The sequence below is a fragment of the Corynebacterium sp. LaCa_205 genome, assembly GCF_057458085.1.
Genome location: NZ_CP190931.1, coordinates 2,418,787 through 2,433,687, shown reverse-complemented (window position 1 = coordinate 2,433,687; position 14,901 = coordinate 2,418,787). Strand labels below are relative to the sequence as shown.

Genomic DNA, 14,901 nt, shown 5'->3' with positions numbered 1-14,901 from the left:
ACTTACTTTTTAAGCCTTTGTGATTTTTTGCGCCGATGGCGGCCTAGCCGGAAGAGAGTGGCTAGGACCAGCGCAAGAGCGCCGGCTATGCCGACGCCATACACGCTTACGATACCGGCACGCGTTTGCACAGCGATACTGATCGGCTCCGAGATGGTTTGCTTTTCTGGGGTGGCAAGCCACAGGCCAATGTCTGTGCGATCGACGTCCTTAGGCATATCGGCGGTCATGGATACAGTAATAGAGCCCTTGGCCGGAATACGGACACTCTTGGGCGTGTTGAGGCGCGCGCCATCGGGGGCATCGTATTGCAGCTTGGCCTCTACCGGTAGCGGAAGCCCATTTTCTGCCACGATGAGCAGCGGCGATGACTCGGATACGCGGGTATAAACATTGCCCGGTGGGATAAGCGCCACAGAAGATCGCAGATCGCGCAAAGTATTCGAATGCACATCCATCGTGTGGGTGAACCTTCGTCGCGCTTCAGCATTGCTGCCCAAGCTATCGCGGTTGGTCAGCGAGAGCGCGGCCAGCAAATCCCGGCGCAAAGGCAGGACGAATTCATAGGGAGTCAGTGCGATATCTGGATCATCGACCATGATATTCATCAGCTCATCGGTATAGCGGGCCTGCTGCTCCACGCGGACGATATCGGATTCGGCGAAGGCGGCGGGATCACTAAAGGGGCTGCCAGGCAGTGACCCCGGAACGGCGGTTTCCTGCTTGAGGCTGCCGACGGTACGCGCATGGGACTGGCCGGAATCGATGAGCGCTTCGGCGGAGTCAAGCGCGTATTCGGCAGCGCTGGGATCCAAGTAATTGGGCAAACGCGCCACGGTGTCGTCGCTAGCGGCCAAACTCAACGCGGCGCCGCCGGTGATGGCGCGGGAAAGTTCGGAATCGAGCGAGTAGTCGTAGCGTAGCTCCGGGTTGGAATAGCCCACCGTCTGTGGCTTGGAGCCGGTTTGGGCTAAAAGGGCGCCCAGGGAGGCGTCGAAAGTCACGGCGCGGCCAGGCCACGAAGTATTATCAGCCACTAGTGCGGGCAGGGGCAGTTGTTGATCCACATAGCCGGAGCCAACCGCGAGGACAGAGGTGGCTGGCTTAGTGCCGAGGATTCGCTCGATGGTGCGGTTGCCGCGCTGCAGACCCTCGTAGGTAAGGAAGGGATTATTCGCCTTGGCCACGGATGAGGCATTAGCGTTTGCCCACGGCATAGACATAAAGCAATCGAGTTCACGCAGGCGCTTGAGCCAGCGGGCGGCATCCTCTTTGCCAGTGCCGGGTTCGAGGTGCACATCGTCGTTGTTATTGAACCACGAATCACGCAGGCGCTTAGGGCGCTCGGCTTGAGCTGGGCGGGCAGAGCCCACCTTATAGCCCTCCGCCATGCGGTTGACCGTATCCAAGAGGGCGGGATCGATGGCTACGCAGCCTGCCCCGCGCAGATCGTGGTCCGCATAGGTGCTCACCAAGCGATCGAGCCGGCCGCCCTCAGCCAGCTCGGTGGCTAGCTCGTCGGAGGCGAGAATAAGGTCTTCTCCCCCAGCGCCGCCTGGTACCGAGTCGATATCGGCGCTGATGGGATAGACCACGGTGAGATCGTGGGGCTTGGAATCCGAGGGGGCATCGCCAAGCGCCTGCTTCTTTCCCTGCACCTGGCCTATGAGGCGTTCTTCCGCAAAGCTGACCGCCTCGCCGCCAACAGTGCCGGTGAGGGTAAATAGCAGCGGATAGGCACCGGCGTCTTCGATGGCTAGGGTCTGCTCGCCGTGTAAGGAGGTGGGAACCTGGAAGGTAACCTCCCGGGTTTCACCCGGCTGCAGGGGCGCGGTGGTGGTGCTGGGACCGTAATACGGGAATTCGCCGGTGGCCAGCTGCGTGCGGGCCTGCGCGGTACCCTCTACGGCATCGCCGCGGCGGCTGGTGAGCTGGAGGTCTTCCATGGCTTCATCGGTGGGATTGTGCACCTGGAAGGTCAGTTTCAGTTCCTTGCCCACGGTGAAGGGTTCGGCCGCGATGAGGTCGAGAGTGGCCCGCTCTGGTCCGCGCGCGCCCAACCATGCCTGGATATCCTGCTGTTTTCCCGCAGTCGAATCCATCTGCGCGGCGGCCTCTGGCAGCGGCAGGCACAATCCCCACCCCGCTACCGCCAGGCAGCCGCCCACGGCGGCCCAAGACTTCAGGCGTTGGCGCATTACCGTGGGGTCACTTTCCCCGCGGCGGCTTCCTTTCGTGCGAGATCGGGAAGGAGATCATGCGCGATGCGCGCCAATTTGCGCTCGTCGGCGTAGGCCAAATGCTCGATGAGTTCAGACACGGGAATCCATGAGACCTCGGTGACCTCCGGATCCTCATCGTTCATGATGCCGTCTACAAAGCGCAGCAAGTGATGGTGCACTGTCTTATGGATACGCACCCCATCAGAGACGAACCAATAATCAATCATGCCGAGGTCTGCAAAAACCTCACCGGAAATGCCGGTTTCTTCCCATACCTCGCGCTCTGCGGTGACTTCCTTGGCCTCGCCATTTTCTACGTGGCCTTTGGGCATGGACCACAGCAGGCGTCCGCGACGGTCGAGGCGGCCGATGAGCGCCACATAAAGCCGGGAAAGATCTACCTCGCCAGTGGCATCGACGCACTCCGCCAAACCAGAGACAACAAGGCCGCCGGCGGAGGTTTCATCGCGGGTTTCCATGGCCGTGGATTGGCCATTGCCACCGCGGTAGGGCCTGCGCTGCTGAGTGCTGCGGCGCGCGCGATTATCCGGCCGGCGGCGCCGCCTGCGCCGGGACCGGTTACGGTTGCGGCCGCCTCCCTTAGAGGGGCCCTGTTCTTGGTTAGTCATCCCTGCCAATCGTAGTAGACTCTCACCCGTGAATTTTCAGGACACTCAGCTAATTGGCGTTCTTGCCCGCGCGGAATCCACCGTCTCCTCCCTCAGCGACCTGCTGGGCGGTTTGGTGGAGAAATTTGCCGCCCGTGGCTACTCGCTCTACCTTGTGGGCGGCTCTGTGCGCGATGCGCTTTTGGGCCGCTTGGGAAATGACCTGGACTTTACCACCCCGGCCCGCCCGGACGTGGTTAAAGAGATCTTGGATGAGTGGGCCGAGACTGTATGGGATACCGGCATCGACTTCGGTACCGTCTCCGCGGCCTATAAGGGCCAGCAGATTGAGATCACCACCTTCCGTTCCGATTCTTATGATGGCCAGTCCCGCAACCCTGAGGTGGTCTATGGTGACACCTTGGAAGGTGACCTAGTGCGGCGTGACTTTAAGGTCAATGCGATGGCCATCGAGCTGCTTGCCGACGCCTCTTTTACCTTCCACGATCCCCTCCACGGCCTCCAGGATGTGGCCGACCGGGTGCTCGATACCCCGGACAAGCCGGAAATCTCCTTCCACGATGATCCGCTCCGCATGCTGCGGGCGGCGCGTTTTGCGTCCCAACTGGAATTTCGCGTGGCCGACCGCGTGGTGGATGCCATGCGGGATATGGCCGGCGAGATCCAGCGCATCACCGTAGAGCGCGTACAGGTGGAGCTGGATAAGCTTATCTGCGGCACGGCGCCGTGGGACGGCATTGACCTGCTGGTTTCCACCGGAATCGCGGACTATATCTTTCCGGAAATCCCGGCATTGCGCATGACCGCGGATGAACACGCGCAGCACAAGGACGTTTATGCTCACTCGCTGAAGGTGCTAAGTCAGGCCATGGACCAAGAAGAAGATGGCCCAGACCTTGTCCTGCGCTGGGCGGCGCTTCTACACGATATTGGCAAACCGGATACCTTTGATAACACCGATGGCAAGGTCTCCTTTCACCACCACGAGGTGGTAGGCGCCAAGCTTGCCCGCAAGCGCCTGCGCAAGTTGAAGTACCCCAAGGCCACCACGGAGGCCATCGGCCAGCTGGTGTACCTGCACATGCGCTTCCACGGGTTCGGGGAAAATCAGTGGACCGATTCTGCCGTGCGCCGCTATGTTACTGACGCCGGCGACCTCCTCCCCCGTCTGCATAAGCTGGTGCGCGCCGATTGCACCACCCGCAATGCTAAAAAGGCCCGTCGACTCCAGCGCACCTATGATCAGCTTGAGGAGCGCATCGAGGAGATCGGCCGCAAGGAGGACCTGGCTCGCGTACGCCCGGACCTTGACGGCAACGAGATTATGGAAATCCTCGGTCTTCAGCCCGGCCCTGAGGTGGGCCAGGCATGGTCTTATCTCAAGGAGCTGCGCCTAGAGCACGGCCCCCTCGAGCGCGAGGAAGCGATTGCGAAGTTGCGCGAGTGGTGGGATTCTAAACAGTGATGTTTGCCGATAGATTATTTAACGCCCTCGAGCGCAATGACCCCGCCCCCGGCCAGCTTCTCATCGCTGCTCCGGGCATGCTTTCGCCGGAATTCGCCCGCTCCGTCATCCTCGTCATTGAGCACAATGACATGATGACCTTTGGCGTGGATCTGACTAAGCGCTCTGAGGTAGCTATTTTCAATGTGCTGCCGGAATGGCTTCCCGTGGTGGCTAAACCGCAGGCGCTGTATATCGGCGGTCCGCTCAACCAACAATCCGTTGTTGGGCTCGCGCAGACTAAACAGGGCGTCGATGTGGACAAGCAAGATCGACTCACCCGCCTCGCACCGCGCCTGGCACATGTGGATCTGCGCGCGGACCCAGAAGAGATCGAGCCACTAGTTTCTGGCATGCGTATGTTTGCCGGCTATGCCGAATGGGGGCCGGGCCAGCTGGAGGAGGAAATCGAGGCCGGCGAATGGTTCGTCTCTCCGGCCCTTGCCCAAGACGTTATTACTCCAGGCCCAGCCGACCTCTGGGCCGATGTTATGAAACGTCAGCCCATGCCGTTGCCGCTCTATTCCACATATCCAGTCAACGTGGAAGATAATTAATTCCTATCGCGCTGCAGGCAATGGGCTAGACTAGCCCGCATGCGCGCGGATATTTCTCAAGGATTAAGAGATACCTGGGCCGCCGCGATCGGCCTTATTCCCCTCGGCCTAGCCTTCGGCTTACTCATGGTCCAATCCGGTTTCAGCTGGTGGTGGACGCCGATTTTCTCCCTCGTCATCTACGCCGGCTCTATGGAATTCTTGGCCATTTCCATGGTTACCGGTGGGGCTTCCGCCTTTGCTTCGTTGGTTACCGGATTCATGGTGAATTTCCGCCATATTTTCTATGGCCTCACCTTTCCCCGGCACCACATTCGTTCACGGGTGGGCCGGGCTTATTCCACATATGCGCTTACCGACGAAACCTATGCCATCGTCTCCTCCCTCCCCGCCGAGGAGCGCCCGAGTGGGAACCGAATACTCACCATCCAAATCTTTTGTCAGGTCTTGTGGGTAGGCGGCGGCATCGTCGGTGCCCTCGCCGGCCGAGTGATTCCCTCTTCTGTGCAGGGAATGGAATTCGCTCTGGTTGCCCTTTTTGTCGTGCTGGCAATGGATTCCTTCCGCAATAACCAGGACTTTTCATTGCCGTTAAGTGCTGTGGTGGTGGGAATCCTTGCTGCAGCCTTCGCCCCAGGACAACTGCTCATGGTGGCGCTGAGTGCCTACTTCATTCTGCTTATTATCCGCTACGCATCTCCCCGCATCGATGCCGCTATTGGCTTGCGTAGACGCGGCGAGTCTACGAGATTCCGGGAGGAACGCTAATGCCCGCTGGAGTTACGCTTGCTTCCATCGCCGCAGTGTTGGTCCCCGTCGGCCTTATTACCGTAGTGCTGCGCCAGCTTCCCTTTTCCTTTGTGAAATGGATGAAGGATAGCCAGTTCTTTTCATTGCTGGGCATGATGATGCCGGTAGGTGTGATGACCATTTTGGTGGTTTATACCGTCTACGGGCAGGCTGGTGCCCCTGGGGGCATCTGGGCGGCTCTCCTCGGCGTGGTAGTAACCTTCCTGCTCCACCTGTGGAAGCGTGAATCAGCGCTGTCCATCTTCGGAGGAACCGCCTTTTATATGCTCCTCGTTAACGTTGTCTTGTAGGCACCGTGTTTGAACCCTAAAGGCCGAACTTGGCGGTAGCTTCGGACCATAGGGCGTCGAAATGAGATTGGTCCACGTAGTGGGCGCTAATGTCTGGAAACTCATCGTAGGTATCCGGGTGCGGGACAACCTCTTGCGGCTGATCTACGTTTCCCGTGGAACTGGTCGGGGTAGCCACACCAACTATGGCATCTGAGGGATCCAGGGCGATCATGCGGACCATTCGACAGCTGCGCGCATCTTGCTCCTCCATTTCCGCCATATGGATGGCCGAGCCTACGCCGGGCACGGTTAGTTCAGTTCGTACGTATAGATAATTCGCCATAGGACCTAAGTGTAGCTACGTGGTGGCACGCTGGGCGTAGCGGGATGCCAGCCACGAACACATCATTAACTGCACCTGGTGGTAAATCATCAACGGCAGGATAAGTAGACCAAGAGACGTTCCCCCAGAAGCAAAGATAACCGAGGCCATGGGTAGGCCCGTGGCTAGTGACTTCTTCGATCCACAGAACTCGATTGCGACTGTATCGGCGCGCTTGAATCCCAATTTCTCACTTACCTTCTTGGTGAGCCACAGCATGAAAGCAACGAAGATCGCTGCGAAGGCGACAAGGAAGGCCAACTCCCATATGGAGATGGAGGACCAAATTCCGTCTACTACGCCTTTGGAAAAGGCAGAATACACCACCATGGCAATAGAGCCGCGGTCTACCACTTTGGTGGCCTTGCTTTGGGCGAATTTGCCAACCCAGCGCCGAGTCAGCTGACCCAGGATAAAGGGAGCCAGCAGCAAGAGCGCGATTTCTCTAAATACGGAAGTGTCGATGTGGACCCCTCCCCCGGTTCCCATCAGGAGCATAACCAGCGAAGGGGTAATAAATACTCCGACCAAGTTAGAAGTAGATGCTGACACGATTGCGCCTGCAACGTTTCCCTTCGCAATGGAGGTAAAGGCAACCGAAGATTGCACGGTGGACGGTACCAGCGTGAGAAACAAGATCCCCAGGTACATATCGTGCGAAATGAAAGCGGTAAGCGGTCGTAGCGCTATACCTATGAGCGGGTAGACCACAAAGGTGAAGGCCAGGATCGTTAGGTGTAGGCGCCAATGCTTAAGCCCATTGAGGGCCTCTTGAGTGGAGAGCCTAGCGCCGTACAAAAAGAAGAGGAAAGCGATCGCAACATTTGTTAGCTGGCCGAATGTCTCGGCAAAATCCCCACGGGCTGGTGCAATGACCGCAAGGATGACCGCCAAGATGATGAGCACTATGAGGGGGTCGGGCTTCTTTAAACTCTGCAGCATTCTAAAAGTTTAAACCCTACCGCTCCTTCTTCCCCGGAAATACTCGGGCCAAAAATATGCCCTCTTTGGTTTCACGTGAAACCACAGAGGGAGGAATGCACCCTAGGCTGTAGTGACATTAGAGCCGTCTTGCTTAACTTCGTATCCTTCCAAGGGGTCGCGGCCCGGTCCGGATATTACGCTTCCATCGCTGAGGTCATAGGAGGTGTTATGTGCGGTGCAGGTGGCCGTCATGCCATCGATCTCGGTGATCGGATTGTGCTGGTGCGGACAGGTCTGGGAATAGGCCTTGAACTCACCTTCTTTCGGCTGAGTAAAAATGACGCCATCTACAATCTTCGCGGATCCGACTGGAATTTCCGTAGCTGCGATTTCTGCGGACGGAGAAGAACCACAGGCTGTTAGGTAGGCACCTGCGAAAGTGGTAGCGGTACCGAGCAAGAAGATTCGGCGAGAGCACTTATTCATGCCCTTAGTCTAGCTGGTGATGATGGTGCCTTGTGACTCAGCCGTGTAGCTGAGCGAATTTAGAGTTTCACGTGAAACACAGAAGTTAACTAACCAGATAGCCCTCCCATGTTTCAGGGGAGCCAGTGGGTGTAGGAGTGAGTTCATAGGTGCCAGATTCAATGCCTAAATCATCGACGATGCTATGGGCCGACTGCTGCCCCTCCGCTACCGGTGTGGATGTTGCCTCTTTGTGGCCTTGCTCGTTATAAGCGCCAATGGCAAAGGTCGAAGCGGCGATGGCTGCGAGGGCGGTGCTTTTCTTCATATGTATCATTTTGCCCAGCGGAGGCCTCTGATGCTCTTTACTTTCTGGGTTCCCCGGAAGCTTTACGCAATCTCCATCGTTATTGGCAGTAAGGCGAAAAGTACGGTAATCCAATTATTAACGTAGCCTAGCGTTGAAGTGACCAATATATTGAAAGAGTGACGGGATATCGTAAGTGACGGAACAAGAAGATGTAACGAGCCTGACCTATAACGTCACTGTGACTGTCGGGAAACATCCAATGAGCTATTCAAGCGAGAGGAAATAGCTACAAAAATTCCCCCTCTGGATGAGGCGTAATTCTTATCCAGAGGGGGGCGGTTGTGCAGCAGGCGCTGCTATCTGTCAGATTCTCGTGCGGCGTGACGGAGTGCGTCGACATCGACCTGCGGTGCAGAAGCCGCGGCAGCCTCTTCCCCACCGCAACCGTCGGAGCCACAATTGCAGGAATCCCCACAACCTTCTTCACTAGCGTGTGCCTGTTCGTAGAGGAACGCGGCACGCGAGCCGAGGTTGGAACCTACAGATAGGGCGAGAACTGCCGCCACAAAGGTAAGAACCGGAAGGAGCCACATCCAGCCCTCAGCGCTAAGCGCGACGATTCCACCGAAAATTAGGCAGACACCGCTGAGGATCCAGAATGGACCAGCGATGCGATGGGCGTTATCCCACGCTTCGCGAGACTTGCGGATTTCTTGCAGTCGCAAGCCAATGTAGTTATTTCCGGGTAGGCGCTTGGTTGAGGCCATGGTACCTACAACGATGAGGAAGACGGCGAGGATGAAGAAGATGATTCCCACTGCGATCATGTATTCAGTTTAGCCTTGTAGTGCTGAGATAAAAATTGCGCCTAGGCCGAGTGCTCTGTCGCTGTGTGCGCTCAGGTAGTATGCATTTAAGGTCGATTGATAGATATTGAATCGACCTTGGCCTCCGCACTGCGCTGTTTCGCCTCGGTCGTTTAGTCCTAGAGGTAGAGCACCCGATCTGATTGTAAGTATATGAATCTCAAGAAACTCTCGGAATCTTTGTTGTTCCGCATTATCGTTGCCATCATCTTTGGCGTGGTGGTCAGCCGATTCGCGCCAGAATGGTTTGGTCGCGTATTCGCCACCTTCAATGGACTATTTAGCAACTTCCTCAACTTCTTTATCCCGGTCCTTATTTTCGCGCTGATCGCTCCGTCCATTGCGGGTCTCGGGCGTGGTGCCGGTAAGTGGCTGGGGGTTACAGCGGGGATTTCCTATGGCTCCACTATTGTCGCCGGTCTTCTTGCCTATGTGCTTGCCCACTGGCTCTACCCCACCATGCTTAGTGGTCAGAATCTGATTACTAATGTCTCCGATATTGATGAGGGTGCACTCTCTCCCTACTTCGAGGTGGAGATGGCGCCGCCTTTTGAGGTTATGACTGCCCTCTTGTTGTCGTTCTGCATTGGTGTAGCTATGACTACCGTGAAGTCCGATACTTTGTATGCTGTCACCAAGGAATTGGAGAACGTAGTAGTTAAGGTAATCTGGGGCTTTGTTGTGCCGATTTTGCCCTTCTATATCTTTGGCATGTTCTTGGGATTGGGCATGAATGGCAATCTGGGCTCGGTACTTTCGGCCTTTGCCAAGGTTTTGATTTTGGCGGTTGTCATGACCCTGGTTTACTTGGTCTTGCAATACATCATTGCTGGTGCGATTACCGGGAAGAATCCCTTCAAGGCGCTTCGCAATATGCTGCCGGCTTATTTCACGGCTTTGGGAACCTCCTCTTCTGCCGCGACTATCCCAGTGTCCTTGGAGTCTACGCTTAAGAATGGCATTTCAAAGCCGGTGGCAAGCTTTGTTATCCCGCTGTGCGCGACCATCCACTTGTCCGGTTCGATGATTAAGCTGACGCTCTATGCCTTCGCAATCGTGTATATGGCAAACCTTGATATTAGCACCGGTACCGGACTTGGCTTCATCTTCTTGTTGGGAATCATGATGATTGCTGCTCCGGGCGTTCCGGGCGGTGCCGTCATGGTGGCGGCCGGCCTTCTGGCAGACATGATGGGCTTTGATGATGGCATGGTGGCGCTCATGATCGCCGCCTACATTGCCATCGACTCGGTCGGCACTGCCGCCAATGTCACCGGCGACGGTGCTATTGCGATGATCGTAGACAAATTCGCAGGCGACAAGAATGACCCCTCCGAAGAGGAATCTGCAGAAGCAACCGCGTAGAGGCTCACCAAAACCACACCCCTCGTTCAGCTGTCGAGAGCTGACGAGGGGTTTAATGCGTTGTGGGACTATTTTCGGGTCGCCGCCTTCATGCGGGTGACAAACTTAGCGAGTTCTTTGTGCAGCGCGGGGTCCACGCGAGCGCGGCCTGAGGTCCCTTCGATTTGGGTCCGCTCTGCAGCGGTTTCACGTGAAACGTGGCGATCAATGATTTTAGTAATGGCCGAGCCAGTAATAGCCCCCTCCGCTCCGGCTGCCACGGCATCGCGCACATGCTCGGGTGCTGAAATGCCGAAGCCGAGCAGTACCGGCGGGCCATCGAATCTATTGATGTTTGCTACGACTTCTTCAAGCCCGATGGTTTTAGATTCTCTTTCGGTACCTGTCACACCGTCGCGCGAAATGGCATAGATATAACCCCGCGAGCTGTGAGCGACGCCTTCGAGGGTGCTCGCGGTGGCACGAGCCGGGGCGATGAAGATCGGATCTATACCGGCCTTTTCTGCTGCAGCGATGAATGGAGCGCCTTCGCGTACGGGGACGTCGGGAAGCAAGATGCTATCCGCGCCTGCCTTAGCGAATTCGGAATAGAAGCGCTCGGAGCCGCGCGTGAAAGCCACGTTGCCATAGATCAACATGCCAATGGGAAGCTCAGGGAATTCTGAGCGAATCGTCCGCACCTGTTCTAGAGCGGAATCTACGGTGGCGCCAGCCGCTAGCGCCCTAAGGTGAGACGCCTGAATGGTCGGTCCATCGGCCACGGGATCAGAAAATGGGACGCCAAGTTCTAGTGCATCTGCACCGGCCGCGACAACGGTTCGTACAATGTCCAGCGTGTCCTCCGGGGTGGGATCGCCCAACATGAGGAAGGGGACGAACGCGCCCTCTCCCCTTTCGCGCAGTGATCGGAATAGGTTCTCGTATCGATTGCTCATTAGTGCTTCTCCTGCAGTTTAAATTCTGGGTGGGCCTCAAGTGCGCGGCGAACATGGTCGATATCTTTATCGCCGCGACCAGACAAAGAGACCACAATGGTGATGTCCTCATCCTTCCGTTTCAAGGCATAAGCAAGAGCATGGGAAGACTCAAGGGCGGGAATGATCCCTTCCCGCTGGGATAGCAGTTGGAACGCTTCCAATGCCTCGGCGTCTGTAATGCCAACGTATTGTGCTCGGCCGCTGGAGTGAAGGTAAGCATGCTGTGGACCGACTCCCGGGTAGTCGAGTCCGGCGGAAATGGAGTATGACTCTTCCACTTGGCCGTCTGCGTTCCTCATGAGGTAGCTGCGTGCGCCGTGGAGTATTCCTACGGTCCCGTTGTTGATGGTGGCACCGTGCTTGCCGGAGTCCAGTCCTTCACCGCCCGGTTCAGTGCCGACGAGTTCCACTTTTTCCTCCGCAATGAAGTCTGCGAACATACCGATTGCATTGGAACCGCCTCCGACACAGGCGACGACTACATCCGGCAGGCCGCCGGTACGCTCAAGCATCTGCTGCTTAGCTTCTTCGGAAATGACCTTATGGAACTCCCGGACGATAGTCGGGAAAGGGTGTGGCCCAGCCGCAGTGCCGAGGAGATAGTGGGATTCATGGAACGTAGCGGTCCAATCGCGGAGCGCTTCATTCACCGCGTCCTTAAGCGTTCCGGACCCGGTATCAACGGCTACGACTTTCGCGTTCATTAGCTCCATACGGAAGACATTGGGCTGCTGCCGCGCGACGTCTTTTGCCCCCATATAGACCACACACTCGAGCCCTAAGAGTGCGCAAGCCAGTGCGGTGGCGGTGCCGTGCTGGCCCGCTCCCGTTTCTGCAATGATGCGAGTCTTTCCCATACGTTTGGCGAGGAGGGCCTGTCCGAGGACTTGGTTCGTCTTGTGCGCGCCACCGTGTACGAGGTCCTCACGTTTGAGGAAGATCCTCGCCTTACCGCCTAAATTTTTTGCCTCTGTCAGTGGCGTGGGCCGGCCAAGGTAGTCACGCAGAAGGCCGCTGAGCTCTTCGCGAAAGGACGGGTCATTCTGTGCTTCTACAAAAGCCTTCTCAAGTTGGTCGAGGGCGGGGATAAGGGATTCTGGGACGAACTGTCCACCGAATTCACCAAAGTATGCTGGAAGGAGTGTTTCACGTGAAACGGTCATGATCGTGTCCTTTCTATGGGTGTGTATAGCGTCGGATGATGTGGAAGGCTTGGGACACAAGCGAGGAATCCTTGCGGCCGGGTGCGTACTCTAGACCCGAATTGAGATCGAGCCCCATCGTGCCGATCGACAGAGCCTCTTCGAGGTTGTCTAACCGGAGGCCACCGGCGAGGAAGGATTTATCCTTAACTTCAGGGGGGATAGTGCTCCACTCGAATGAGCTTCCTGACCCGCCGCTTCCGGAGTCCAGGACTAGCGCTTCTACTTCTGGGACAAGGTCAGTTGCCAGTCCTGCGAAATCGGGGCTGAGCATATCGACGGCACGCCAGACGGATAATCCGCCCGCGACGCTGCGTACCTGGCGTAGGAATTCTCTTTCCGCTTCCCCACTTCCTTGGAATGGGGTGTGGAGCTGAAGTGCCTTGAGTCCTGGGAGCTCAGAAAGTCTCTGTAGCTCTTCGATATCCGAAGAACGTGTCACGGCCACGTAGTCCAGACCCGGCTCTGCGGAGATGATGTCACGCGCGGTTTCACGTGAAACAGTGCGCGGCGATTCCCGTACGAAGATAAGTCCTCCGTAGCGGGCCCCTGCAGCACGCGCCGCTTGCGCAGCGGAGGCAGAGTTAAGCCCGCATACTTTATTGCCACCGTAGACAAGATCGCGAGCGGCGCGATCGATATCCTCTTGGCGGCTGAGTTGTGAGCCTACAAGGAATGCGTGCACGTGAGAGCCCAGCCGGCGGACGGTGGCATTGTCGCGGATTCCGGATTCCGAGACGATCGTTTTTCCTTCAGGGATATGGCTAGCGAGGCGCTCGGTTCGTTCTAGGTCGATGCTGAGATCGTGGAGGTTGCGGTTATTGATACCGATGATGTCGCCACCTAATTGCAGCGCTCGTTCCACCTCTTCCTCGGTGATGGCTTCAGTCAGGACGTCTAACCCCAGTTCATCAGCCAGCGCCTTGAGTTTAACGTAGGTGTCATCATCCACGATGGACATCATGAGCAAGATGGCATCGGCTCCGTAGTGTCGCGCGGCGTAAACCTGAATGGGGTCAACAATGAAGTCTTTGCACAGCACCGGCAGGTGGGTAGATTGGGCGACGGTTTGCAGATGGTCATAGTCGCCGCCAAAGCGCGCAGGCTCGCACAGCACCGAAATGGCGGAGGCATAGCGTGAGTAGATGCGAGCGATATCGCCCGGACGGTAGTCCGCGCGAATCAACCCCAGGGATGGCGAGGCAGACTTACATTCCATGATGAAGCGATTGGCGCCATCGAGGGCTTCGACAAGCGAACGCTCCGAAGGCGGTACGCTAGCGAGGTCCACGTAGGACAACCTGTCGCGAATGGCCGGCAGATGAGTGCGGCGCTGGGCGACGATCTCTTGTAGCACGGTTGGCAATTCCTTCGCCGTCATTAGTTCTTCTCCCCTACCGCATAGTTGGCGCTTTCGTGGATATGGAGCCACTTTTCGACAGCGCCGCTATTAATCAGATCCTTAGCGTGAGAGACTCCTGCTGCGATACTCCTCGTGGTCCCGTTGAGGTAAAACATGGCTCCGGCGGTGGCAGCGATGGCGTCCACGTGTGCGGGCTTACCTCGGCCGGCAAATACCGCGCGTAGGGCTAAGGCATTTGCAGCGCCATCCCCACCGGCAAGCTCCGCGAGCTCGTGGCGCTCGATACCGAGCTCTTCAGGGGTGAGCTGGTAGGTGATAATGTCGCCGTTCCTGAGCTCCCAAGCCTGCGTGGTGCCATGAGTGGCAATCTCATCCGTGCCGGCTCCATGGACGACTAAGGCGCGCTCGCGGCCAAGTTCTCGAAAGACCTCTGCAATGAGTTGGCCTTGATCTGGGTTTGCAATGCCCATGATTTGGAGTGATGGGTGTCCTGGGGACAAGAGCGGGCCGAGGGTATTAAATATGGTTGAGATGCCCAGTGCCTTGCGCACCGGTTGGACGTGGGCGATGGCTGGGTTGTAGGCGGGGGCGAAAAGAAACGTAAAGTTCGAGGCCTCAAATTGGCGGACCGCTCGGGCGGCGTCTAAGTCGAGCGGGATATTAAGAGCCTCGAGTACATCCGCAGATCCGGACTTGGAAGAGACCGAGCGGTTGCCGTGCTTGATCATCTTCACTCCCCCTGCAGCGGCGACGAGCGAGGCCCCCGTCGTGATATTGATGGTATTTGCGCCATCGCCCCCAGTGCCGGCCGAATCCATAAGGCCTTTTCCGGTGATGGGGAAGGGATAGCCCACCTTTAAGAAAGCCTTGGCGGCGCCGGCAACGTCCGCGAAAGTCTCGCCCCGAGCCCGGATATGAGCGAGCAATGCCGCGATATGGATATCGTCGTAGGCGCCCACGGCCAAGGGGGTAAATACCTCCGTGGCTTCTTCGATGGTGGGTTGTGGATTGCTTAGATAGGCCTGAAAGGTCCGCAGTGGTGTTCGGCTCATT

15 protein-coding genes and 1 pseudogene are annotated in these 14,901 nt (G+C 57.2%); 5 read left to right on the top strand and 11 right to left on the bottom strand.

Going from position 1 to position 14,901, the window contains the following annotated elements; translation table 11 throughout:
- Positions 1-2: 2 nt before the first annotated feature.
- Together ACP8J1_RS11615 and ACP8J1_RS11610 are read right to left on the bottom strand one after the other, a co-directional pair.
- Positions 3-2,198 (bottom strand): DUF6049 family protein, encoded by a 2,196-nt coding sequence (locus tag ACP8J1_RS11615; protein WP_023020182.1) that lies wholly within the window; start codon positions 2,196-2,198, stop codon positions 3-5.
- Positions 2,198-2,791, bottom strand: a pseudogene (locus ACP8J1_RS11610) (NUDIX hydrolase); the annotation flags it as partial. The gene ACP8J1_RS11615 and the pseudogene ACP8J1_RS11610, both read right to left, overlap by 1 nt.
- An 88-nt stretch (positions 2,792-2,879) precedes the next feature.
- Here ACP8J1_RS11610 and ACP8J1_RS11605 point away from each other — a divergent pair.
- Genes ACP8J1_RS11605 through ACP8J1_RS11590 form a run of 4 tightly spaced genes read left to right on the top strand, consistent with a single transcriptional unit; the run spans position 2,880 to position 6,012 of the window.
- Positions 2,880-4,316 carry a CCA tRNA nucleotidyltransferase gene (locus ACP8J1_RS11605; protein WP_023020180.1) on the top strand — a complete coding sequence of 479 codons (1,437 nt, stop codon included), beginning with the start codon at positions 2,880-2,882 and terminating at the stop codon, positions 4,314-4,316.
- A complete protein-coding gene (locus ACP8J1_RS11600) occupies positions 4,316-4,912 on the top strand; it encodes a YqgE/AlgH family protein (RefSeq protein WP_023020179.1) in 597 nt (198 codons plus the stop codon). The genes ACP8J1_RS11605 and ACP8J1_RS11600 overlap by 1 nt, the downstream gene beginning before the upstream one ends.
- Positions 4,913-4,951: 39 nt before the next feature.
- Entirely contained in the window at positions 4,952-5,680 is a 729-nt protein-coding gene (locus ACP8J1_RS11595) for an AzlC family ABC transporter permease (protein WP_023020178.1), read from the top strand.
- Positions 5,680-6,012, top strand: a complete 333-nt coding sequence (locus tag ACP8J1_RS11590; protein ID WP_023020177.1) for a branched-chain amino acid transporter permease — start codon at positions 5,680-5,682, stop codon at positions 6,010-6,012. Before ACP8J1_RS11595 ends, ACP8J1_RS11590 begins: the two co-directional genes overlap by 1 nt.
- A 16-nt stretch (positions 6,013-6,028) precedes the next feature.
- Here the strand turns inward: ACP8J1_RS11590 and ACP8J1_RS11585 are convergent, their stop codons facing one another.
- The 5 genes from ACP8J1_RS11585 to ACP8J1_RS11565 all read right to left on the bottom strand — a co-directional run bounded on the left by ACP8J1_RS11585 (position 6,029) and on the right by ACP8J1_RS11565 (position 8,902).
- Positions 6,029-6,337 (bottom strand): hypothetical protein, encoded by a 309-nt coding sequence (locus ACP8J1_RS11585; RefSeq protein WP_023020176.1) that lies wholly within the window; start codon positions 6,335-6,337, stop codon positions 6,029-6,031.
- 15 nt (positions 6,338-6,352) lie between these two features.
- Complete coding sequence (locus ACP8J1_RS11580) at positions 6,353-7,318, bottom strand: bile acid:sodium symporter family protein (protein WP_023020175.1); 966 nt, start codon at positions 7,316-7,318, stop codon at positions 6,353-6,355.
- 102 nt (positions 7,319-7,420) lie between these two features.
- Positions 7,421-7,786, bottom strand: coding sequence for a Rieske (2Fe-2S) protein (locus tag ACP8J1_RS11575; protein WP_023020174.1), 366 nt, complete (start codon positions 7,784-7,786; stop codon positions 7,421-7,423).
- An 85-nt stretch (positions 7,787-7,871) separates the two neighbouring features.
- Positions 7,872-8,093 (bottom strand): hypothetical protein, encoded by a 222-nt coding sequence (locus tag ACP8J1_RS11570; protein ID WP_084278937.1) that lies wholly within the window; start codon positions 8,091-8,093, stop codon positions 7,872-7,874.
- Positions 8,094-8,431: 338 nt separating this feature from the next.
- A complete protein-coding gene (locus ACP8J1_RS11565; RefSeq protein WP_023020172.1) occupies positions 8,432-8,902 on the bottom strand; it encodes an SdpI family protein in 471 nt (156 codons plus the stop codon).
- A 192-nt stretch (positions 8,903-9,094) separates the two neighbouring features.
- On the opposite strand from ACP8J1_RS11565, the gene ACP8J1_RS11560 reads away from it, so the two are divergent.
- Positions 9,095-10,306, top strand: a complete 1,212-nt coding sequence (locus ACP8J1_RS11560; RefSeq protein ID WP_023020171.1) for a dicarboxylate/amino acid:cation symporter — start codon at positions 9,095-9,097, stop codon at positions 10,304-10,306.
- A gap of 68 nt (positions 10,307-10,374) precedes the next feature.
- Here ACP8J1_RS11560 and trpA read toward each other — a convergent pair whose 3' ends face one another.
- Genes trpA through trpD form a run of 4 tightly spaced genes read right to left on the bottom strand, consistent with a single transcriptional unit; the run spans position 10,375 to position 14,900 of the window.
- Positions 10,375-11,241: a tryptophan synthase subunit alpha gene (gene trpA, locus ACP8J1_RS11555; RefSeq protein WP_023020170.1), complete on the bottom strand. Its 867-nt coding sequence runs from the start codon at positions 11,239-11,241 to the stop codon at positions 10,375-10,377.
- Positions 11,241-12,446 carry a tryptophan synthase subunit beta gene (gene trpB, locus ACP8J1_RS11550; protein WP_023020169.1) on the bottom strand — a complete coding sequence of 402 codons (1,206 nt, stop codon included), beginning with the start codon at positions 12,444-12,446 and terminating at the stop codon, positions 11,241-11,243. Before trpB ends, trpA begins: the two co-directional genes overlap by 1 nt.
- Positions 12,447-12,459: 13 nt before the next feature.
- Positions 12,460-13,866, bottom strand: a complete 1,407-nt coding sequence (trpCF, locus tag ACP8J1_RS11545) for a bifunctional indole-3-glycerol-phosphate synthase TrpC/phosphoribosylanthranilate isomerase TrpF (RefSeq protein WP_023020168.1) — start codon at positions 13,864-13,866, stop codon at positions 12,460-12,462.
- Entirely contained in the window at positions 13,866-14,900 is a 1,035-nt protein-coding gene (gene trpD / locus ACP8J1_RS11540) for an anthranilate phosphoribosyltransferase (RefSeq protein ID WP_023020167.1), read from the bottom strand. Before trpD ends, trpCF begins: the two co-directional genes overlap by 1 nt.
- Between the last annotated feature and the right edge of the window lies 1 nt (position 14,901).